Below are 21,513 nucleotides of genomic sequence, written 5' to 3'. Positions count from 1 at the left end.
ATTTTATTGTATAATATCTTCAAGTTTTTGTCCGGGTGGCAATTCAATAAAAACGCGATCGCCTGTAGTAACTCCTTGCAAAATCTGGATTTCATTACCAATTTGTGAACCGATAGTAACCGGTTTAAATTCTGGTTGACCTTCCTGGTTAGGAATGAGTACACCGGTATTTCCCCGATTAGTAATAATCGCCACAGTCGGAACCACAACAGCTTGATTAAGTTGGCGACCGACAAACCGTAAATTAACATTCATTCCCGACTGTAATACATCCTGTCCGGTGCGAATATCAATCCTGGCTTGAAACAGGGTAACATCCCGTTCTTTAATAGCTTCCGGGGCGATTAAATGCACTGCACCTTCAAAGACCTGATCTGGGTAAGCATCGGCGACAATTTCCACCTTTTGTAATGGTTCAATTTGGACAATATCAGTTTCGGGGATTTTCGCTAAAACTTCCAAATCCTTAGCCAAAGCGACAATTGAAGTAGAGGTAGCAGAACTAGCATCAGAGGCGGAAGTAGCCGGAGTGACAAAAGCGCCCTCAACGGCATATCTTTGAGTAATAATTCCAGCAAAAGGCGCACGAATATTAGTATCTTCTAACAGCACTTGATAATAGCGCAGTTGACTTTCAGCCTCGCGGACATCAGCTTCAGCGGCGGCAATATCTTCAGGACGAGTGCCATTTTCCAACTCATTCAACTGACTACGCGCCTCGGTAACATCAGACTCAGCCTGTCTGATAACTTCAGGACGAGTGCCATTTTGTAACTGTTGCAAATTCTGACGTTCCTGTTCAACGGTAGCTTCCAATCGTTCAATTTGCGATCGCCTATTTTCCTGAAGTTGTGCTAGTCGCTGTTTAGCCTCATCCTGTAAAGCCTCCAAGCGGCGTTGATCTCGCCTATAGCCATCCAAAGTATCCTCAGAAACAGCCCCCTGACTTTTCAATTCTTCATAGCGCTGTACCCGTCCTTGGGCCAATTCCAACTCAGCTAAATTAGCTTGTATTCTTGATTGCGCTTGGTCAATTTCATTTTGCAGGCTCCCGGACCGGGCATCAAATAAGCGAATTTCCGCCTCTCTAAGCCTCGCAGATGCCACGGCAATTTCTTCTTGGCGTGTTCCAGCCTGCAACTCTGCTAGGCGTGCGATCGCGCGTTCTAGGCGGGCTCTGGCGCTCGCAATGGCTTCGGGACGAGAGCCTTGGCGCAGTTTTGCCAAATTGGCTTGGGTGCGTTCTAACCTGGCTTGCGCTTGTAGCCGTTGCGCTTCGAGTTCGTTACTCTCCATGCGCGCAATAATTTGACCGGCTTCGACACGATCGCCCTGTTCAACGTACAATTGAGCTAAACGCCCTTGAGTTTTGGGACTCAAATTGACCCGGCGCACGGGTTGTACAACTCCACTCGCCCTAACGGTTACAGTCAGATCCTTGGCTTCCACTGGTACAGTCAACGCTTCCACCATTTGTAGTGAGTTAGGCTTGCGATGATAGACTCGGTGCGCGACCATGGGAACGGCGAGAATTCCTAAAGCCAGCAGTGCGATCGCCCACCATTTGGGTCTACGTCGGGGCGGTTTTGCTACTACTGGGGGTTGGAAGTCATGCTTAACGAGACCGTTAGGGGACTCGGTTTCGGGTTTGGGATCTGTTAACATTATGTTTCCTCTCGATCCACGAACTGACCAACTCGATCAGTATTTACGATTGAATCTGATCAGTTAGCCACATATCAATTTTATCAAAATTTTAGGTAATTGGAAAGATGGACTCTATGTTTCCGGTGAGTATTCCGGTCGCGCCAGCAGGCTACAAATCAGGTTTTGTCGGCATTATCGGCCGCCCCAATGTGGGGAAATCAACTCTGATGAATAAGTTGGTAGGACAGAAAATTGCGATTACTTCTCCTATCGCTCAAACTACTCGTAACCGCTTACGGGGAATTCTTACTACTGAGTCCGCTCAAATTATTTTCGTCGATACGCCGGGAATTCATAAGCCACATCATCAGTTAGGTAAGGTGTTGGTAAAGAATGCCAAATTGGCGATCGCCTCGGTGGATGTGTTAGTCTTTGTGGTGGATAGTTCGGTGATGTCGGGGGGTGGCGATCGCTATATCGTCGATTTACTGACTCATACTAAAGTCCCCGTGATTTTGGGTTTAAATAAGTGGGACTTACAGCCAGATCAATATGAGGCGATCGACCAGAGTTATCAGCAGTTCGCTGAAGCTAATCAATGGCAAATGGTCAAGTTTTCTGCCTCTACTGGTGCGGGGCTAGAAACATTACAAAATCTGTTAATTAACAGTTTAGATCCCGGTCCCTATTATTACCCTCCCGATTTAGTGACTGACCAACCGGAAAGGTTTATTATGGGTGAGTTAATTCGTGAACAGATTTTGCTACACACCCGCGAGGAAGTACCGCACTCTGTGGCGATCGCTATTGATAAAGTAGAGGAAGATGTTAAGATTACCCGCATTTTAGCCACCATTCATGTCGAACGTCTTTCCCAAAAAGGCATTTTAATTGGGAAGGGCGGACAAATGCTCAAAACTATTGGTAGCGCCGCCCGCCAACAAATTCAAAAGTTAGTAGATGGAAAGGTTTATCTCGAGTTGTTTGTGCGCGTTCAACCTAAGTGGCGACAGTCGCGAAATCAGTTGGCTGAGTTGGGTTATCGGGTCGAAGAATAGGGGGGGAATATGAGCGATATCGGCACTATATTTGGTTTTTTGGGCGGCACTGTTGTGGCTATTCAAGGAGGATATAAAGTCCTGCAATATCCGAAGCCAGATCGCGTATTTAAAAGACTGTCAGACGCGAAATGGTTTTTAACTCTCCGCTGGTGTGAACAGTTTACTACTCCGGCTGGGGTTCTGAATTTAGAGGGTCAGCTTTCTTTTTGTAATGCCGCAGTTATGGCTATGGGAGAGGATAAATTTTTACCCCCAGAACACCGACAGCCTATATTTAATTGCTGTTTATCTTTACCTCTCGGAGAAACCACTATTTATGCTAATCCTGCAATTCCCGAAATTGAGATCAGGGCTATAGAAATTGATCAGCGTTTTGGACGAGTCGCCTTAGTCCGTTATTACTAATTTTACCAAGCCGCCTTCAATTGGTCGATTTTCGTGCCTATTCCCCGTCATAATTAGTTTCTAAAGCTAATAATTCTGACCGCCGCTGACTCAGTTGAAATTCCAAAGATTCAATTTCCGCTAATAACTGTTGACGGCGTTTTTCTACCGACTGGGTTTGACTATTAAAATAGGCTTCTATTGGCGGCCATAATTCAATCGCCCAGTCGCGGCTGGCGGTTTTCATTTCATGAATTACTTTCACCGTCCCGTCAGGTTCCAACACAAAGAGGGTATATAAGCGATCGCAATTTCCCCGTTTTCGCCTTCCTTTTTGACAATAAAGATATAATCCCGGAACCTGTAAAGCTGATTGGTCAATTTGACTGACAAAAGGTCCCTCAATCGAATAACCATCAGTCTGACTGCGGTCTATTCCTTCTACTAATTTACACCAATTACCTAATTTAGGATTAAGGCAACTTTCCCAAAATCCTGGGGCGGTTAAAAATGCCTCTCTTAAATTAACTAAAATTGACGAACCCATATAATTATATCACTCGCAAATATTGACATCTAACTATAATCAACCCTACCGGAATTGAGCCTATTTAACTGGGACACAAGTTTGATAAAATTCTTCTAATCCCTCAATACATTTTAAATCATTATACAGACGAAATCGACGGTTTTTGATTTTCTGTTTAATGGCGGTTCTGGTTTCATGGTCTAACCCTAATTTTACCGCAATTTCTATATATTCGCTTTCGGAATAGGCGATGGTTTCGGTAACTCCTAAGCGCCGTAAAATCCCCGCTGACTGGCGACTTCTCATGATTGTACCCTCATGAGTGACTAGGGGTAAATTAGCAGCGATCGCATCTAAGGTAGTCGCAAATCCGGTAAACTGAAACGTATCTAAACCCACATCAGCCAAACTCTGTAATTGCAGATATTCGGCATAATTTAAACGGGGCAAAAATAGACAGTAATCTTCCCCCGACAAACCCAATTTGTCAAAAGCAGCATACAGACGCTTTTGGAATTTGGCGGTAACTTCCTGATACCAATGGGAGATAAATACAAATTTAGATTGATGTACCCGTTGGGCAATTTTACCATAAATATCATCATATTGGGGTAAATATTTAAACAGAGACTGACAGGATAAATAGATGATATCATGGGCGGATATCTGCCAATCTGACCGAGATTTTTCTAAGGGGGGAAATGATGGCTGGTCTAGGTAAATCCCTAAATTAGGTAAACAAATTAAATGTTCGTTGTAGTAAGTTTCGGCGTGAGCAGGTTCCAGCAATTCAGCGGAGATAAAATAATCGATAGTTGGTAATCCTGTAGTGGCTGGATGTCCCCAGGTAGCACAATAAATAGGGGCGAGTTTTAGTCCGGCTATTTGTAGGGTTTGCGGACACATTCCCAACTCTAAAAATACCAGAATATCCAGGCGATCGCTATAAATTTGTTGGCTGACTTGTTCAATGTTATTATAGATATGATAAAATCCCTCCGAATATTGTTGATATAAATCCGTAATCTGATCCGCTTCCTGTCCGGTATAATAACAGTAGACCTGAAACTTTTGGCGATCGCTATTTTTCACCCATCCTAAAAATAGATTACCCACCGTGTGCCATTGTAAAAACGAACAGATATAACCAACTCGAATTTTATCAGATTTTGCCCTGCGTCTAGGGGGCGGTGCTTCTCGCCATTGGGGATAGTGGGCGACCATTACCCGATGTAAAAAATTCCCATATTGGCGCTGTAAGTTTTTTTCAGACAAACCACCTTTAAATAACTGTTCATCTCCCTGATATTGCAGATAAAAATTTGTCCCTTCTCCCACAGCCTGGAGGGTAGCATTATCAAAAATCGAGGTTTCCTCAATAATGGCGTTGAGGTCTTTAGCAAACCCTTGTCGAGAGGCGAAAATTTCCGCAGTAGTATTGTAGATGATCGGGAATAATCGCAATTTGGCAAACTTCAGAGAAATCTGATCTGGAAAATTGTTAACAGCCACAGTCGCCATAGTTATAGCTTCCGCCATTTCGCCGATTTCTGACAATGATAAAATCAAGTTAGCATAGAGTTCCACAACTTGAGGGAATTCATCAATTAAACCGCGATAGATAGCCGCTGCATAATTATATTGATTTAGCCGTTGATAACAGTTAGCCAGGTTTACCTTAACTTCCAGATTAATAGATGATTCGTACTCTTGACAATTTGCCAAATACTGATTATAGTAATTAATAGCTGTTTGATAGTCACAACTATAAGAGGCTGACAATCCTAGATAATAATAGCCTTGGGGTTCATTTCCTAGGGCTAACCAAGCCAACCCTAGGGCTGAAAGAATTTCCGGGGGGGTGCTGGTGTATTCAAGGGCTTTTTCATAGGTGTTTATAGCCTGTTGTGGTTGATTTTGCAACAACAATAAAGCACCATAGCCCAAGTAAGCATTAGTCAGACCTGGACAAATAGCGATCGCTTTTTGATATTCAGACTCCGCCGCCGCCAACCGTCCCGACTCCAGGAATTGCGACCCTAACTGACAATGAAAAGTCGCCAACTCAACATCAGGAGAAATTATTTGATCCGTCATGATTGGTCTCAGTGATGAAGCCCCCCTGGAGGGGGGGGGACAGATAACCCACAGTAGAATTGCTAGATCTGCTGGTTAGGGGGATAGGCGGAGCCCCCCCCAGGAGACCGACGGAGACTGGAATTAGGACGGATAGGCTGAGAACCTCTAGGGGAAGGACTCGGACTGGTGTTAGGGCGGATAGGCTGAGAACCGACCGGAAAGGGACGATTAGCCTCAACCCTTCGATTGGTGGTCTTTTCCGGGGATTTAGCCACATTCTGATGCAGTTGGCGATCGCTATTTTCCAGGGCGGCGGTCATAGCTGGAATCAGGGCTGATTCAATCTTACCGAGGGCGAAAGCCGCTTTGGTGCGAACTTGCATATCTGCGTCCGTAAGTGCCTTAGTGAGGGCAGGAACTGCCGGAGAACCGATGCGCCGCAGGGCGATAGCCGCGCTAATCCTCACCTCCTCATCACTATCCTTGAGGGCAGCAATTAACTGAGGGACCGCCGGGGCTGCTTCTTTTCCCAGAGTTCCCAAGGCAAAAGTTGCCCCTTCCCTGACCGCCTTATCTTCATGGTTGAGGGCTTCGATAAAATCAGCGATCGCCGTTTTTTGGATCTGATCAGAAGCAGGCCCCAATTGCTGAAGCGCAACAGCCACATCCATTCTCACCGCCGGGTCTGGGTCTTTTAGGTGAGATAGCAAAGCGGCGATCGCGTGGGAGTCCTGTAAACCCATTACCCCCAAACCATAGGCCGCGCTGCGACGGATAGCCGGGTCTGGGTCTTCTAAGGCTTCCACCAAAACCGGAACCACAGTAGACCCCATTTGTTTTAACACTTTCACCGCCGCTAGTCGATGTTGTCGGTTATCGCTACCGAGTTCCTGAATTTTAGTAATTACCTCTGCTGTAGCTGTCGCCTGGGTGGCGGTTGTTCCCATTAATAACAGCATCGCCGAAAAACAAAACCGGACTATTTTGGGGGATGTAAAAACGCTGGGCTTGGCATGGTTATCCATATAAAACACCTGATTTGAGGACTTTGGGGGTTGACTCTCATCAATTCACGAGACTTCCCAAGTTAGATGCCATTTTAACCCATTTTAGATGAAAATAAAATCGATATCCAACAGCAACCGTCGCGGCAGGTTGCCATCGTTAATCAGAACCCCCAGAAAATCTCCGTTTTCCAGCTCAAGAATAATGTCATTTAAGCCGTTACCATTGACATCATTTTGGCTGGGGCGCAAATCGGGGCGATCGCGTTCTAAACTCAATTCATCAATGCGAGTTCCCACCGGGACAGCAATTTTATCACCAAAAAACGGATTATTGACCACATTAAAACCGCGAATTTCATCAACATCTCGCAGTTGTGAACTCCTATGTATGGGGTCTAAGAAATAGGTATCATCACCCTCACCACCGATCAGGGTATTGCGACCCGCGCCTCCGTAGAGAAAATCATTACCCAAATCTCCAAATAAGAGATTATCGCCATCATTTCCCCGGATCGTGTCATTTCCCTGACCGCCATAAATGGTATCATTTCCCGGACCACCCTCTAATAAATCATCCCCTAAATTTCCAAATAAGAGATCATTACCGGGTCCACCATACAAGAAATCATCTCCTTGCCCCCCGAACAGTGTATCATTATTGCTTCCCCCACTAATGGTATCATTGCCTTGGTTGCCATTGACCAGTAAGGGATCCGTGATGTGACCTGCTTGGAGGCTATCATTTCCTGCTAGTAATAAAATCCCATCAGGAAACGGTAAAGACTGACCTGGAGTTGCAAAAATTATATCATCTCCAGGGGAACCCAATAAAGCATTAACTCCGAATATACCTAAGTTAGCGCTAGGGGTGAGAAAGCTGGTCATAATTGGGGACTCCTTTTCAAAACCATATCTGCTTAAACTTTACCAAGTTTATTGACAAAATCTTGATAGATTTGTTTCCCGTGAGGTGAGAGGGACTGAAGATTGATGTAACTGGTCAGGTTTAATGTAGTTTTTGCCTGATGTTTAAGGGCAAAAAATCATAGTCTGGGTGAGAGGAAACCTTGGCAAAAAAGTGAAGATCTGTATCTGTCCCTTCCTGGATATTTTGATAGGTTTTTTGATGCTGATGTAGCCGAAAATAAGATAAAGTTTCATCAATAAAACCCACCTGATATTCTGCCATAATTCGCCACCATAAATCCAAATCAACTAATTGGTTTAAATGGGGGTCAAATCCTCCTAAGCGATCGCATACTTCCCGACGGAGTAAAACCGTAGTGGGTTCGCCAATTTTATTAATGGGATGTTCAAATAATCGCGGGTCTGACAATAAATCTCTACCCCATTGCACAGGTTTTAATTGAGACCAACCCGCCGCCAAATCCTGGAAATCCTGATAAACCATGATTAGATATGGGTCACTTTCTGCCCCTTGGTTAAAAAACATTTCTCGCCGGGAAAATACTAAGGATATTTCCGGGTAAGTTTCAGCCAAGCCAACCATTTTTTCTAGGCATTCTGGAGCCAACAAATCATCTTGAAATAGGAACTTAATATATTTACCCTGAGCCTGAGTAATACAATGATTACAATTCCCCGCAATTCCCCGCTGATTCTGATTAGTAATTACTCGAATTTCCAGAGATGAATTTTCCCTAAAAAAATTAGCGATCGCCACAGTTTCATCTGTCGAACCATCATCAGAAATAATCAACTCAATTCCGGGATAAGTTTGATATAAAACAGTAGAAATAGCCTCAGCCACAAACCTCTCCCCATTGTAGGTGGGAATACACACACTAACTAAGGGAGTGTCTATGGTGACTTCCCGGCTATCATACATGACCAAATCCTAACAATTAATTACCATATATTTCCCAACCAGGAGAACCATCAACCCCCTCTCATAGAGGCGAAGGAATAGCAGCAGCTATCATCCAACAGAGAGGCAGTTAAAGTTACAGCGTTTAATTATGGTTAAATATCCCCATAATAAGCCGTCACAAAATCGCGTCATCTCTGCTGAAAATAGCCAGTTTTTTTAAGTCAATATCATCTATAAACGAGCCCGAGTAGCATAAGGTCCTCGGCGGAGTGCTTTAGCCAACTCATCATTATTTTCCCGGAGTCCTTCATAAAAGAATAAAACCTCCCCTTTCACGCCGCGATGTCGGTTGTAGTCAATAGACTTTAAAAGTTCATCGGCACTAATTCGGTAGGACCCCACTTTAATCAAAACTCCTGGGGACAATTTAGGCAATTGCCAATCTCGGAATTGAACATCAACCAACTGATCAACCAACCCCTTATAGCTCCAAAAATTGCGGCGGTAAAGTTGCGGGTGAATCATATCTACCAAATCGCGGTCAATCCAAGCAATATAATCCTGGAGGTATTCATTTAATCCCCAACTATAAACACTAGGAGACATAGAAACAATCAAATTGGGTTTAATAGCCTTAACCTCTCGTTTAATCCGCGCCAGAAAATCGGTGAGAATATTAGCGCGCCACTGTAGCCATTGAGAGTCCTTATGATGTAGGGGAGGTTGACGGCCAAACTCTTTGACATAACGCTGCACCGTTTGCTGATCATATCCCCCTTCCGAAGGTAAGGCGGGGAGTCTATCATCGCCTTGAATGCCATCAATATTATATTTACGGACGACCTCCAAAATCAGACTCATAATAAAGTCCTGAACTTCGCTATCAAAGGCATTCATCCACTCAAAGCCATTTTTCACCACCATACCCCCCTGGGAATTAATCGCCGACCAGTTAGGTTTTTGGTTAAGGATGCGGCCCCCATTCTGTTGATAGGAACTAGCAAACCCATACTCAAACCAGGGTATCACCTTGAGTCCGACGCGATGGGCTTCCTCAATCACTTCGGCGAGAGGGTCACGTCCGCGAACATAAAAATCAATCTCAACGCCAAATTTTTGGCTCATCACCTGAGATTTATAGAGAGTGACCCCTTTATTCCAAACCACTGGAAACACGACATTAAAGCCTGTGTCGGCTAAAAAGTCCATTGCTTCAGCAATAGTTGCCCTAGAGTAGAGAACCCTGCTATCAGTAGTAGTTAGCCAAATCCCACGAACTTCCATAGTCCCTCCGGTTGCCAGTAACTTGGTTTTCATATTGAGGATTTTCGGGGAATGAACCCGCCAATCCGTAGACTGTTCCCCATTTCTCAAATTGATTTGAGGGCAGTCTTGCTCAGTATATCCCTCAGCTATTATCTTTAGTTAAGGGGCAATTTTAACAATGTATAGCAGCAAACAGGGAATAGGGAACAGGGAATAGGGGCCCAAAAGAGTCCACCTCCCAGGTTTCAGGATAGTGGATGTCCTAAATGTTCTGGCTGCTGCTGCATCAAAGTTAATAGCATAAATCGACTAATTCCCCAGATGGGTGCTCCTGTCTTAGGTTCAATCAGAGTTTGACCTGGGTATTGGGGTAAGGAATACACACTTTATGGGAGTTGCAAGGGATCCGTCCGCTGTAGGTTGGCGATGGGTTAAGGGTTTTCCCAATCATCAGCCAAATGTGTTGTTAGCTAAAATCATCAAATCCTGGATTATTGAGGCGATCGCCTATCCCCATAACCACCACGATGGGGATCAGTTTTGGCGAGTATATCTTCTCCTGTCATCTAAGACTTCCGAACCCTGGCACCTTGATTTAGTCCTAGTATCTTTAGCTTCCCAGGAACATTATGGGATGGTGGCTGGTGATACAAGCTGAATGGGGGCAATTAGCTAAAGCCTTCTGAGGCGGTCAGCAGGTAGCCTGTGGGTATCGACTCCGGGGCGAGTAGATCTTTTTGTTGTTAACCATCAGTTCACCCGCATATTCTATGAGCTTTTTCGGTTGGAGTTCATGGAAAATATCCCTTTTCAATTTCTATTCCAATAGAGTTAGTCAATTATTCCTTTTGTATGAGCAAGCCTAAAACGGTTACTGTTAATAAACTTTTAACTCGATATGCCCAAGGGGAGCGAAACTTTAGCGATATCTCCCTAATGGCAGCAATTTTCAATGAAGTTACCCTAAATCGGATCAACTTGAGCGGGGCGAATTTGGCAGAAGCCCTGATGGTTCATACCCGCTTGATTGGTGCGAACCTGAGTAGATCTCAGTTGAGTTATGCGGATCTATCAATGGCGGTTTTGATTGATGCGAATTTGACCGGGGCTACTATGACGGAAACAGTTTTGCATCAAGCTGACCTGAGTGGGGCGAGTTTGAGCGGGGCGATTTTGTCTCAGGTTAATTTAACAGGGGTTAACCTCACCGGAGCAAGTTTGATTGGAACTTGTCTGCTGAATGGTTCTCAACTGACTGATGCTATTTTGGTTGGGGCGACCCTGACTCGATCTGTTCTCAGTGGGGCGCACATGACGGGAGCTAATTTAAACCGCTCTATTCTTAGTGAGATAGATTTGAGTGGGGCGAATTTAACGGGGGCTACTCTGATCCGGGTTCACTTAAATCAAGGAAATTTGAGTGGGGCGAATTTGACGGGGGCTGATTTGAGTGAGTCAGTTATACAAAATAGTAATTTCTGTATTGCCAATTTGACGGGGGCGAATTTGACGGGGGCGAATTAACCTCAATGGCGCGAATTTGACGGGGGCGAATTTGACGCGGGCGAATTTGACGGGGGCTAACCTCAATGGCTTAACGTTACAATCCGCTGATCTACGGTTGGCTAATCTCAGTAAAGCTGATTTACGGGGGGCGAATTTAACGGGGGCGAATTTGGCGGGGGCTAACTTGTTAGAAGCTGATCTGCGCTTGGCTAACCTGACTGATGCTAATCTTTGTGGTGCTGGACTGCTACTGACTTCACTACGGGGGGCGAATTTGGCGGGGGCTAACCTGAATCAGGCGAATCTGATTGGGGCGAGTTTGAGTGTGGCTAATTTGGATCATACTACTATGGAAGGAACTATTCTTCCTAATGGGGCTACCCACCAATAGCTCGATCGCCTTCTCCTAGAGGAGAGGTCCGGGGGCGGCTTCGGGGAACTGCCCAGGCGCGCCCCTAGGCGATCGCCGTATCTCAGAGTTAAGAGGGATTAAGAGGGAACGACAGGATTTTGTAATGGTGCGATCGCAATTTAACTGATGTGATAGACTGAAAAAGTTTGAGACCATTTAAGGGTGGAGGTAAAACCGCGCAGCATGAAACAATTGGGAACCCATCTGGTCATTGACGCTTGGCATTGTCCTGCAGATATTTTAAATGACCCTGAACGTATCCGCACTGCTATACTCGATGCAGTCACCGCAGGAGAAGCGACCCTGATTGACTTTTGTGTGCATCAATTTAGCCCCCACGGAGTGACGGCAACAGCTACCTTGGCTGAATCACACATTGCTATTCACACCTGGCCTGAGTATGGCTATTTTGCGGCTGATCTGTTTTTCTGTGGCCGTGGTAATCCTCGCAAAGCTGCTGAACATTTGGAAACTGCACTACAAGCGGGTGAGGTCAATAGACGTGAGTTTGAGCGCGGTTTTGAACCTTCAGTCAGTCTTGAGACTTCCTCGGTTAGTGTTTCTGAAACCTCACCAGCCACTAATTTGACGGCTTTCCCAGAAACCAGTTTTGCTGGTCGTTAGACGATCGCCACCTAGAAAATTCCACGATCTTTAGTCATCTGCGATCGTGGAATTTGGGTCTGATTTGGGTCTGATTGTCCGGTTCATCAACGATTAGCGCCCTTGTTGCTGCAACAGGGGACGAACTACCCAATAGCCCATACCAAAGGCGGCTACTACAATTAGGGCGATGGAAACAATTAGCCAGACCCCACTTAATTCGGCCCTATCGGGTCTTGATGCGGGTCGCAGTCGTCCTTCTGGTTCCTCGGTAAATTGGGGCGGCGGGATGTCTGGCCCGTCGCTGGTTGGGGGAAAGACTAGATCTGGTTGGGGAGTCTCGGTTGTCGGCTGTTCATAAAAGTTCGGTGGCGGCGAGACGGGATTAACACTAAAGCTAGGATTGACAGGGGGAACTCCCATCGATGGCATCTGTTTTTTCCCTTGGACTGATTCAACGGCTAGATAGAATTGATTGGCCGCCTGAACTACATGATTAAGTTCTTCGCGCAAATTTTGATTTTCTTCGAGAAGTTGTTGATTTTGGGTTCTCAGAGAATTGATTAGGTTTTGAGACCCCTGTAATTCCGCTGTCACCTCTCGATATAGGGATATGGGGACTGAGGGTGAATAACTACTATTTCCGCCTTCGGGTGGGGTGGGGTTGGAGGCTGTAGAATTTTGTATAGGATTTGACATGGCTGTTATGGATAAACTTTGGGGTATGATCAACGGGATTAGTTAAATGGCGATCGCCTTGATGATATTGCTATTAGACCAACCACGGGTCATTTAGTCAAGGAAATGGGCGATCGCAATTGGTTGTTCATTGTTGAGCCAAATATGAGTAACTCCCAGGTAAAATCCTCTGAGACTGAATCGGTTACTAATACAGAACTTAAATATGGTGAGAGACAGATTACTGAGGGACAGTTAATCACCTTCCCCAATCCCCGACCCGGACGCAGCTATCAAATTAACATAGTGTTACCGGAGTTTACCTGTAAGTGTCCGTTTTCTGGATATCCAGATTTTGCCACCATTGATTTAACCTATGTGCCTGATCAGTCGGTGGTAGAGTTAAAGTCCATCAAGCTCTATATTAACAGTTATCGCGATCGCTACATATCCCATGAGGAATCAGTTAACCAGATCCTTGATGACTTTGTAGCCGCCTGTGACCCCCTGTCAGTTCACATCAAAGGCGACTTTAACCCCAGAGGTAATGTTCACACCGTCGTTGAGGTGCATCATCATAAACAACATCCCGAAAGTTAATCAATTTTCCTTCTCATGAATCCCAGCAAATGCTATAATCATAGCTTGTGTCGAATTCCAGCCATTTCATGCCCAAACTCAAAACTCGTAAATCAGCCGCTAGGCGCTTTAAGGTAACGGGAAGCGGCAAACTCGCACGCCGCAAGGCTTTTAAGAGTCACCTGCTGCAACACAAAAGTGCAACTCGCAAGCGCCGTTTGTCAAAAACGACTATTGTCGATGAGCGCGATGCTGAAAACGTGCGTCTGATGATGCCGTATTTGTAACGTTATAGTTCGATCAACTCAATTTTAAGGAAAAACAACAATGACACGAGTTAAACGTGGTAATGTTGCCCGTAAACGTCGCAAAAAAATTCTGAAACTTGCCAAAGGATTTCGCGGCTCTCAATCCAAAAATTTCCGAATTGCTAATCAGCGGGTTATGCAGGCGCTGCGTAACGCCTATCGGGATAGAAAGAAACGCAAGCGCGACTTCCGCCGCCTGTGGATTACCCGGATTAATGCCGCTGCTAGAGTTCACGGCATCAGTTATAGTCAACTGATGGGAAATTTGAAAAAAGCTGACATTGAAATCAATCGCAAGATGCTGGCGGAAATGGCAGTTCTTGACCCAGATACCTTTGAAAAAGTGGTCGCTAAAGCTGCTCAAGCTCAATCCTAGGGGATTTTAACTTGGTAAACTTTGAACGAAGGATGGAGATAATTCTATCCTTCTTCAAGGTAGGATAAAATTGGTAATTTAAGATTAAAAATGGATAGTAATCTCGCAGTTGTTTATCTGGTATTACTGCTGGTTTTTTTGTCGGGTTCTGGCTTTTTTATTGTGCGTCAGATTTTCAGAACTCGCGAAGTTGAGAGTAAGATGTCGCAATTGCAACAGCAGCTTTCTCAGGGTAAAGGAACAGCTCAGGAATATTACCAATTAGGCTGTATTTATAATGATAAAAATTTGTATTCTCAGGCGATCGCTGTTTTGCAAAAAGCTCTGAAAGCAGTAGAGGAAGAGGAGTCGCCGGAGAACATAGCCATGATTTATAATGCCTTGGGTTATGCTCACTTTGCTAAGGAAGAATACGATATCGCGATTCGTAATTATAAGGAAGCATTAAAGCTAACTCCTGAATATGCGACGGCTTGCAATAATCTAGGTTATGCTTACGAACGCAAAAAGCTGACTTCTCAGGCTTTAGAAGCCTACGAAAAGTCTCTGAGTTTAGAACCTAATAATCAAATTGCTAAACGTCGCGCTGAGTCTTTACGGAAACGATTAGGTATTCCCACTTCGGAAACTGCTCAATAACATTCCCCGACCCTCCCCTGGGTGAAGAGGAGGGTTGATGAAAGCTAAGTGATTAGCTAACGGGTACACTTTTCTAAGGCGGCTTGTGTGGTGGCTACATAGGCGGAGTCGCGACCATAGAGACTTTGGAGAATTTCCAGGGTTTCTTCAACTAAAATCAATGAGTTGATGGTATTTAACCAGGCGATGTCTCCTTCGGGTACGATCATGCCGTAGAACTCACAGGTTAGCGGTTGTTGGGGGATGATGGCATAGTCTTGAGGGTTAATATCTGGTTGGCGCAACACTTCCCCAATTAGCAATAAACCATCACTGGCGAAGGCGTTGATTTCCCGATTAAGAACATCGCGCACGGCATCGGCGCGGCCTGATGTGCCATGATATTGCACGATTTGAGCTAGGGAATAACGACTGCTGATAAATCGCTGGGTAAGGGTGTTAGGAAGTACACCAATAATGATGTTTTCCATGGCACCATCTGGGTTGATTAAGGTTTGATTATCTGCGGCAACTAATAGGTGATTTCCTGTGGCGATAAAGCGATCGGAATAGACTATCCCAGGTGGAGGGGTGCGGGTGACAGTGTTGGGGCCACATTCTAGGTGGACGGTTCCATCAGCGACGATAGACTCCCGATTTTCGAGGGTGGACTGTAGCAGTTGGACTTGGACGGGTTGATTAAGTTGTAGTTGTTGGGTGAGGCGACTAGCTAGAAGTTCCATGAGTTGGATACAGTACCCTTCCCATTCTCCGGTTTCTGGAGACAGATAACCCAAGGGAGCGGCATCTTGTCTAACTCCGGCTTTGAGAATACCTGTTCTTCTGATGTCTTCGAGGACGGTTCCGGCGATCGCATTTAGGGGAAATAGGCTACACAGAGTTAGGGTCAGCAAAACCCGGATGATATTTCTCATAAAATCAATGTAGTGGACATTTGTTAACAGAAGTTCACTCAGAAATATAGCTTACCCTGTGTTCAACCAGGAATTATTAGAGGGGAGAGTGGGGATTTTGAACTGTCATCAGGGGATGTTAGGGTCGATCATAGTTATGGCACAAACTGAATTAATCTCACCCTATAGATTTTATAAGCTCTGCCAGGAGTTTTGTCTAAAAACGGGTACCAATAAGTTATACTTTGGCGAACCGATCGCCTCTTATTTAGACCCGGATAGAGGCTTGGGGGTATCGGAAATTAGGGCGTTTCTGGATGGCTTGGCAATTTATGTCCGGCTGATTAACACCACTAATTTTACTGTTAATTTTTGGATAAATTGTCTTGATAAAGAATCGGAAAAATCGATAAATATCACTGCGAAAATTATCGGTTGTGGGATGGTGGGTAGAGTGGCAAAAATCACCATAAATGGGGCGGAACCGATAGCATTTAAAGCATTTTTTGACCCCGATTTTATATGGGTTCATGGTCCCTGGGGTGAAATTCCGGTGGGGATTCGTTTAAAATATTGTGGGGTAACAAAAGATATGGCTGAGTTTTTATTTGCGAGTAAAAATTGGGTGGTGAGTGAGTGGATTGATGATGAGAAATCGAGGTTATGTAATCGCGAAGGTTTAACATATCAAGAATTTGCGGAGAAAGAAGGGTTGACTAAACTCAACCCCTTAAACCTAAATAACTATAACCTTGACGGTATCCGACTTGATATGGGTGGCATTCAAAAAGAGTATCGCGGTCGGCGTTTGGTCGATTTGTATCGAGGGATTTGGTTTTATTTACGCAAAATCCGCCGAGATGAATGGAGGGGAATTTATGCGATCGCCAATCAGTTGTTGATGGGGATAATACAACACAGTCGCAGAATCCCCAATTCCTAACTATCGTCCATCAGGAGATTGCATAATTCGGAGAATTTCCGCTTGAATGCGCTCTCGGAATCGGCTATCAGATTGTTGATGGCGGGTGATTTCATTAAAGCGACTAACAGTTAATCCTTTGCTTTCAATAATGCGTTTGGCTTGGTCACAGTAGCTAACCGCAATTTGGGGAGCATTTCCAGGTAGCATATTAATGCTAGTCGGCTCGTCACAGAGAATGCGCGGCACTTGTCCGACAATTCTTTTAATTTCCTCAACCGCCTGATGCCGTCTGGATTCTAGTGCGATCGCTGCTTGAGCGTAGCTGGTAATCTCCTGATTAGTAAAGGTAGGATTTCCGGCTCTAGCGGTCGTGCTAAAACTCGCGGTTAGGGATGGAGCCGTTAAATTAGGAACCCACCCCGTCACCAGTCCGACACTAGATAAAATAGTGATGGCAGTGGACTGAATGAGTAGCCGATGTAAATGCCCATGATGTAGTAGTTTCATAGTAGTTGGTTACTCCGTAAGGTAATCAATAAATAACACAAATTCCCCTAAAATGCTTAGGGGAGTAATATAGAATTAGTTGCCGTTACTACGCTGTTGACGAAGTAACTCTGCCTGAATTTGCCGTTGCAGTTGTGGGTTATCTTGTTGTAATCGAGTAATCTCGTTAAATCGATTAATGGTTAGATTGTGCTGTTCAATAAAATCTTTAGCCAGATTGCAATAATTAACGGCGATCGCCCTTAAATCTCGATTCAAGCTATTAATACGGCGGCGATCGCTACAGATCACCTCTGGAACCGTACCCCCTGCAATTCCCCTAATCTCATCATAGGCCTGTTTGCGCCTAGGTTCAATCAATAAAACGGCACGGGCATAATTGCGAATTTCATCATCAGTAATATTAGGGCTTTGCTGTGCGTGAGCGAAAGTCCCTGACCGACCTGTAGGGGATAACAAGTCCGGGACCACTCCGCTAAGGACTCCAAACACCGCGAAAATACCGACCAAAAGTGTTTGTAACCCTTTTCGGCTCATGGGATTATAGACAGAAGCCAGCCAAGAATTCATATATCCGCGTCTCCAAGTAGCAACAAGCATTAATCACCCCTCACTCAGGGGAAATTGTATTTAGACATAGCCAACACCTGCCCCATAATTCTAAGAATCCGAACAGGATCAGGCTATAACACAGCATAATTATTTTGAATTATTTTGTAGATCAGAAGTTCCTCAAATATGCAGAAACTAAATGGTGTCGTCGCAGCCGGCCATCAAGAAACCGCACTGGCTGGGTTAGCAATGTTCCCCCTGGGGGGTAATGCTTTTGATGCAGCCGTCGCGTCCATGCTGGCTGCTTGTGTGGCTGAACCGGGGTTAACTTCCCTAGGTGGGGGAGGTTTCCTGTTGGCTCACACCCACACCAATCAGAATATTTTATTTGATTTCTTTACACAAACACCAAGCATTAAACAATCAAAAAGTCAAGTAGATTTTTACCCGGTTGATGTCAATTTTGGTGGCAGTGTTCAGGAATTTCATATTGGTTTGGGTTCTATGGCCGTTCCGGGTGTGGCGGCTGGGGTGTTTAAGGTTCACCAGACCCTAGGAAAACTGCCTTTAAAGGTAGTGGCTGAACCCGCGATTAATTTGGCTAAAAATGGTTTAGAAATTAATACTTTCCAAGCCTATACTTTTAACCCGATTCTCTCGTCCATTTTATTGAGTTCCCCGGAAGGTCGGGAAATTTATGCTCCCCAAGGCTCGATTCTCCAAGCTGGTGAACGAATAGTTATGAAAAATCTAGCGAATACTCTGGAATATCTGGTGCAACAGGGATTTGAGGAGTTTTATCAGGGGGAAATTGCTCGGCAATTGGTGGCTGATTGTCAGCAGGGGGGTGGCTATTTGACTGAGGAAGATTTGAGACGGTATCGGGTGATTGAACGCCAACCGTTAAGAATTGGTTATCGGGGAAAACAGATTTTGACTAATCCGCCTCCGAGTTCCGGGGGAACGCTCATTGGCTTGGGGTTGGAACTGCTGTCGGGAATTGAAGTTGCTAATCTGGAGTTTGGTAGTTGTCGGCATCTCCGTATGTTAGCGGATGTAATGAGATTAACTAATACTGTTAGAAAACAGGGGTTTGACGATCGCCTTCATGAACAGAATATGGCTGCTGAGTTCCTGTCCCCAGAACATCTACAACCCTATCTACAAGAATTACAGGAGACCGTGAATAAGTGGGGGAGTACCACTCATATTAGTGTTGTGGATAGTGAGGGGAATGCGGCTAGTGTTACTACTTCTAACGGGGAGGGGTCGGGTTATATGATTCCGGGGACCGGGATTATGATTAATAATATGTTGGGTGAGGAAGATTTGAACCCCCACGGCTTCCACGAGTGGCGGGAAAATGTGCGACTATCCTCGATGATGGCTCCTACTTTGATTTTAGATGGCGATCGTTTAGAGATGGTGATCGGGTCTGGCGGGTCTAATCGTATTCGCACCGCCATTTTGCAAGTAATCTCCAATTATCTCGATTTTGGGATGTCCTTAGCCGCCGCCGTTAATCGTCCCCGTGTCCATTGGGAGAATTATCGTTTTGATGTCGAACCCGGTTTTAATCAAACCGAGATTAATCATCTGCAACTTGCTGACCATAGCGAAATTGTCCAATGGGGGGAACGGAATATGTTTTTTGGTGGGGTTAATGGAGTCGCCACTAATGCTGATGGGACTATTTTAGGAACTGGGGATATCCGACGCAGTGGCGTGAGTTTAGGGATTTAGGGCAATTAATAAGCAAAACTTATAGCTCTCATTTATCAGATTAAACATATAACTAAATAGTTATAAAACTTTTGACATATATGAGTTAAGTGTGAGATATTACAGACACGGTAGAAAAACAACTACCGGATATGTACCTCGAAAACTCAATAACGCAATCATATTTGATATGACCACTACCTTACAGCAACGGGAAAATCTCAATGTTTGGGAACAGTTTTGCACTTGGGTAACATCTACCAATAACCGCCTTTATGTAGGTTGGTTTGGTATTGTGATGATCCCTACCTTGCTAACTGCCACCATCTGTTTTGTGTTAGCTTTTGTAGCTGCACCTCCTGTGGATATTGACGGCATCCGCGAACCCGTTTCCGGTTCTCTGTTGTACGGCAATAACATCATCACCGCCGCTGTTGTACCCAGTTCTAATGCGATTGGGTTGCACTTTTATCCCATCTGGGAAGCGGCAAATATTGATGAATGGCTTTATAACGGCGGCCCCTACCAGTTGATTGTTTTCCACTTCCTAATCGGCATTTTTTGCTATATGGGTCGTGAGTGGGAACTGTCTTATCGGTTAGGAATGCGTCCTTGGATTGCTGTTGCTTATAGCGCTCCTGTAGCTGCTGCGACGGCGGTACTGTTAGTTTATTCTATCGGTCAAGGTTCTTTTTCTGATGGTTTACCGCTGGGGATTTCTGGCACATTTAACTTTATGTTAGTGCTGCAAGCAGAGCATAATGTTTTAATGCACCCCTTCCATATGCTGGGAGTAGCTGGTGTCTTTGGTGGCGCTCTTTTCTCAGCTATGCACGGTTCTCTGGTGACATCTTCTTTAGTACGTGAAACCACTGAAATTGAAAGCCAAAACCGGGGTTATCGCTTTGGACAAGAAGAAGAAACTTATAACATTGTAGCTGCTCACGGTTACTTTGGTCGTTTGATTTTCCAGTATGCTTCTTTTAACAACAGTCGCGCTTTACACTTTTTCTTAGGTGCATGGCCTGTTGTTGGCATCTGGTTTGCATCTTTAGCAGTAGCTTGTTTTGCTTTCAACCTGAATGGGTTTAATTTTAACCACTCGGTTTTAGATTCCCAGGGTCAAGTCCTAAATACTTGGGCTGATGTGATTAATCGCGCTAATTTAGGCATTGAAGCTATGCACGAACGTAACGTTCACAACTTCCCGTTAGATTTGGCTTCTACTGAGTCTAAACCGGTCAATTTAGTTGCTCCTAACATCGGCTAATTTGTAGCTAATTTGTATGTAAAAAAAAGCGTCTCCCGAATTGGGGGGCGCTTTTTTGTGTGCAAATTAACTGAAATGAAAATGACTAGAGTGTCATGCTTTCTAGTAATACCCACTGGCGATGGTTGATAATCATTTCGCTGACCAATTCAAACATTTGGCGACAGTGATTATCGGGTTGTAGGGGTAATTCTTCATTTTTTAAAACCACAGTCATTTTGATTTCTGTGTCTGTGGAGGTGGCTGTATCAAATACTACCTCTAAGGTGACTAATTGAGATATGGAAACTTGACCGATCGCCTCCCTAGCAATAAGTGAACTGGGGGTTTGATAAATCAGATCAAGGTTGCAAGATTCCATAATATCTATTAATATTTCTCTGGCATCTTCAATATTGATAGCAATCACAAAAAAAGCCGTATAACGAGCCATCGAAAAACTCCCGATAATTTCCAAGTTTAATTAATACCAATAAGCAGGTTACAGCCTGTTCAGAAATCATCTGATCACCTCTCAAAGTCCCTCTCCCTCTCTGGGAGAGGGATTTAGGGTGAGGGCAATGTATTAAGCGACTGGTGAACAAGCTGTAGTGCTATATTGACTAACTGTTTTTATGGTTCCCTGACAGAGAAACTGGCATTTCTGGTACAAAACCCTAGAGATGGGTGATTAAGCCGGGATTATTATAGCGCTTCGGGTGTGGCTTAGTAAAAACTCCCCACCAGATTTGCTCAAATT

The 21,513-nt window shown here is 44.7% G+C and carries 23 protein-coding genes and 1 pseudogene; 12 read left to right on the top strand and 12 right to left on the bottom strand.

Going from position 1 to position 21,513, the window contains the following annotated elements:
- Nucleotides 1–3: 3 nt before the first annotated feature.
- Complete coding sequence (locus HFV01_RS10160; RefSeq protein WP_006625024.1) at nt 4–1,665, bottom strand: efflux RND transporter periplasmic adaptor subunit; 1,662 nt, start codon at nt 1,663–1,665, stop codon at nt 4–6.
- A gap of 107 nt (nt 1,666–1,772) precedes the next feature.
- Between HFV01_RS10160 and era the strand changes: the two genes are divergently transcribed.
- Nucleotides 1,773–2,705 carry a GTPase Era gene (gene era, locus HFV01_RS10155; RefSeq protein ID WP_006625023.1) on the top strand — a complete coding sequence of 311 codons (933 nt, stop codon included), beginning with the start codon at nt 1,773–1,775 and terminating at the stop codon, nt 2,703–2,705.
- 9 nt (nt 2,706–2,714) lie between these two features.
- A complete protein-coding gene (locus HFV01_RS10150) occupies nt 2,715–3,113 on the top strand; it encodes a hypothetical protein (protein ID WP_193521061.1) in 399 nt (132 codons plus the stop codon).
- Between the two features lie 37 nt (nt 3,114–3,150).
- On the opposite strand, the gene HFV01_RS10145 is transcribed toward HFV01_RS10150, so the two are convergent.
- From HFV01_RS10145 to HFV01_RS10120, 6 genes are all read right to left on the bottom strand, one after another.
- Nucleotides 3,151–3,639: a hypothetical protein gene (locus tag HFV01_RS10145; protein ID WP_006625021.1), complete on the bottom strand. Its 489-nt coding sequence runs from the start codon at nt 3,637–3,639 to the stop codon at nt 3,151–3,153.
- Nucleotides 3,640–3,699: 60 nt separating this feature from the next.
- Nucleotides 3,700–5,718: a tetratricopeptide repeat protein gene (locus tag HFV01_RS10140; protein ID WP_193521060.1), complete on the bottom strand. Its 2,019-nt coding sequence runs from the start codon at nt 5,716–5,718 to the stop codon at nt 3,700–3,702.
- A 62-nt stretch (nt 5,719–5,780) separates the two neighbouring features.
- A complete protein-coding gene (locus HFV01_RS10135; protein WP_006670803.1) occupies nt 5,781–6,659 on the bottom strand; it encodes a HEAT repeat domain-containing protein in 879 nt (292 codons plus the stop codon).
- A 150-nt stretch (nt 6,660–6,809) separates the two neighbouring features.
- Complete coding sequence (locus HFV01_RS10130) at nt 6,810–7,592, bottom strand: calcium-binding protein (protein WP_006625018.1); 783 nt, start codon at nt 7,590–7,592, stop codon at nt 6,810–6,812.
- Between the two features lie 121 nt (nt 7,593–7,713).
- Nucleotides 7,714–8,556: a glycosyltransferase family 2 protein gene (locus HFV01_RS10125; protein ID WP_187757677.1), complete on the bottom strand. Its 843-nt coding sequence runs from the start codon at nt 8,554–8,556 to the stop codon at nt 7,714–7,716.
- Nucleotides 8,557–8,769: 213 nt separating this feature from the next.
- Entirely contained in the window at nt 8,770–9,855 is a 1,086-nt protein-coding gene (locus HFV01_RS10120) for a glycoside hydrolase family 10-like protein (RefSeq protein ID WP_008048673.1), read from the bottom strand.
- Nucleotides 9,856–10,192: 337 nt separating this feature from the next.
- Here HFV01_RS10120 and HFV01_RS10115 point away from each other — a divergent pair, with 337 nt between their 5' ends.
- From HFV01_RS10115 to speD, 3 genes and pseudogenes are all read left to right on the top strand, one after another.
- Entirely contained in the window at nt 10,193–10,462 is a 270-nt protein-coding gene (locus tag HFV01_RS10115; protein WP_006625014.1) for a hypothetical protein, read from the top strand.
- Nucleotides 10,463–10,656: 194 nt separating this feature from the next.
- Nucleotides 10,657–11,701: pseudogene (locus HFV01_RS10110) on the top strand (pentapeptide repeat-containing protein).
- A gap of 204 nt (nt 11,702–11,905) precedes the next feature.
- The gene (gene speD, locus HFV01_RS10105) at nt 11,906–12,346 is read left to right on the top strand and encodes an adenosylmethionine decarboxylase (RefSeq protein WP_193521059.1); all 441 of its coding nucleotides are present in this window, start codon (nt 11,906–11,908) and stop codon (nt 12,344–12,346) included.
- Between the two features lie 93 nt (nt 12,347–12,439).
- Here the strand turns inward: speD and HFV01_RS10100 are convergent, their stop codons facing one another.
- On the bottom strand, nt 12,440–13,024 hold the full coding sequence (locus HFV01_RS10100; RefSeq protein WP_006670800.1) for a hypothetical protein: 585 nt from the start codon (nt 13,022–13,024) through the stop codon (nt 12,440–12,442).
- Between the two features lie 144 nt (nt 13,025–13,168).
- Here HFV01_RS10100 and queF point away from each other — a divergent pair, with 144 nt between their 5' ends.
- From queF to HFV01_RS10080, 4 genes are all read left to right on the top strand, one after another.
- The gene (gene queF / locus HFV01_RS10095; RefSeq protein WP_035760159.1) at nt 13,169–13,603 is read left to right on the top strand and encodes a preQ(1) synthase; all 435 of its coding nucleotides are present in this window, start codon (nt 13,169–13,171) and stop codon (nt 13,601–13,603) included.
- A gap of 68 nt (nt 13,604–13,671) precedes the next feature.
- Nucleotides 13,672–13,869, top strand: coding sequence for a 50S ribosomal protein L35 (gene rpmI / locus HFV01_RS10090; RefSeq protein WP_006625009.1), 198 nt, complete (start codon nt 13,672–13,674; stop codon nt 13,867–13,869).
- Nucleotides 13,870–13,909: 40 nt separating this feature from the next.
- Entirely contained in the window at nt 13,910–14,266 is a 357-nt protein-coding gene (rplT, locus tag HFV01_RS10085; RefSeq protein WP_006617370.1) for a 50S ribosomal protein L20, read from the top strand.
- Nucleotides 14,267–14,356: 90 nt separating this feature from the next.
- On the top strand, nt 14,357–14,905 hold the full coding sequence (locus HFV01_RS10080) for a tetratricopeptide repeat protein (protein WP_006625007.1): 549 nt from the start codon (nt 14,357–14,359) through the stop codon (nt 14,903–14,905).
- Between the two features lie 56 nt (nt 14,906–14,961).
- Here the strand turns inward: HFV01_RS10080 and HFV01_RS10075 are convergent, their stop codons facing one another.
- Nucleotides 14,962–15,819: a transporter substrate-binding domain-containing protein gene (locus HFV01_RS10075; protein WP_006625006.1), complete on the bottom strand. Its 858-nt coding sequence runs from the start codon at nt 15,817–15,819 to the stop codon at nt 14,962–14,964.
- A 136-nt stretch (nt 15,820–15,955) separates the two neighbouring features.
- Here HFV01_RS10075 and HFV01_RS10070 point away from each other — a divergent pair, with 136 nt between their 5' ends.
- Nucleotides 15,956–16,741, top strand: coding sequence for a hypothetical protein (locus HFV01_RS10070; protein WP_235677446.1), 786 nt, complete (start codon nt 15,956–15,958; stop codon nt 16,739–16,741).
- On the opposite strand, the gene HFV01_RS10065 is transcribed toward HFV01_RS10070, so the two are convergent.
- Together HFV01_RS10065 and HFV01_RS10060 are read right to left on the bottom strand one after the other, a co-directional pair.
- Nucleotides 16,742–17,230, bottom strand: coding sequence for a DUF4168 domain-containing protein (locus tag HFV01_RS10065; RefSeq protein WP_062945992.1), 489 nt, complete (start codon nt 17,228–17,230; stop codon nt 16,742–16,744).
- A gap of 75 nt (nt 17,231–17,305) precedes the next feature.
- Nucleotides 17,306–17,800 (bottom strand): DUF4168 domain-containing protein, encoded by a 495-nt coding sequence (locus HFV01_RS10060; protein WP_046319295.1) that lies wholly within the window; start codon nt 17,798–17,800, stop codon nt 17,306–17,308.
- Nucleotides 17,801–17,968: 168 nt separating this feature from the next.
- On the opposite strand from HFV01_RS10060, the gene ggt reads away from it, so the two are divergent.
- Together ggt and psbA are read left to right on the top strand one after the other, a co-directional pair.
- A complete protein-coding gene (ggt, locus tag HFV01_RS10055; RefSeq protein ID WP_046319293.1) occupies nt 17,969–19,525 on the top strand; it encodes a gamma-glutamyltransferase in 1,557 nt (518 codons plus the stop codon).
- 169 nt (nt 19,526–19,694) lie between these two features.
- Nucleotides 19,695–20,774, top strand: coding sequence for a photosystem II q(b) protein (gene psbA / locus HFV01_RS10050; protein ID WP_006625001.1), 1,080 nt, complete (start codon nt 19,695–19,697; stop codon nt 20,772–20,774).
- A gap of 85 nt (nt 20,775–20,859) precedes the next feature.
- Here the strand turns inward: psbA and HFV01_RS10045 are convergent, their stop codons facing one another.
- Nucleotides 20,860–21,207, bottom strand: coding sequence for a hypothetical protein (locus tag HFV01_RS10045; RefSeq protein WP_006625000.1), 348 nt, complete (start codon nt 21,205–21,207; stop codon nt 20,860–20,862).
- Nucleotides 21,208–21,513: the final 306 nt, after the last annotated feature.

Source organism: Limnospira fusiformis SAG 85.79, from assembly GCF_012516315.1.
GTDB classification, from domain to species: domain Bacteria; phylum Cyanobacteriota; class Cyanobacteriia; order Cyanobacteriales; family Microcoleaceae; genus Limnospira; species Limnospira fusiformis.
Note: the sequence above shows the minus strand (reverse complement) of the source record. Positions and strands in the feature narration are given on the sequence as shown.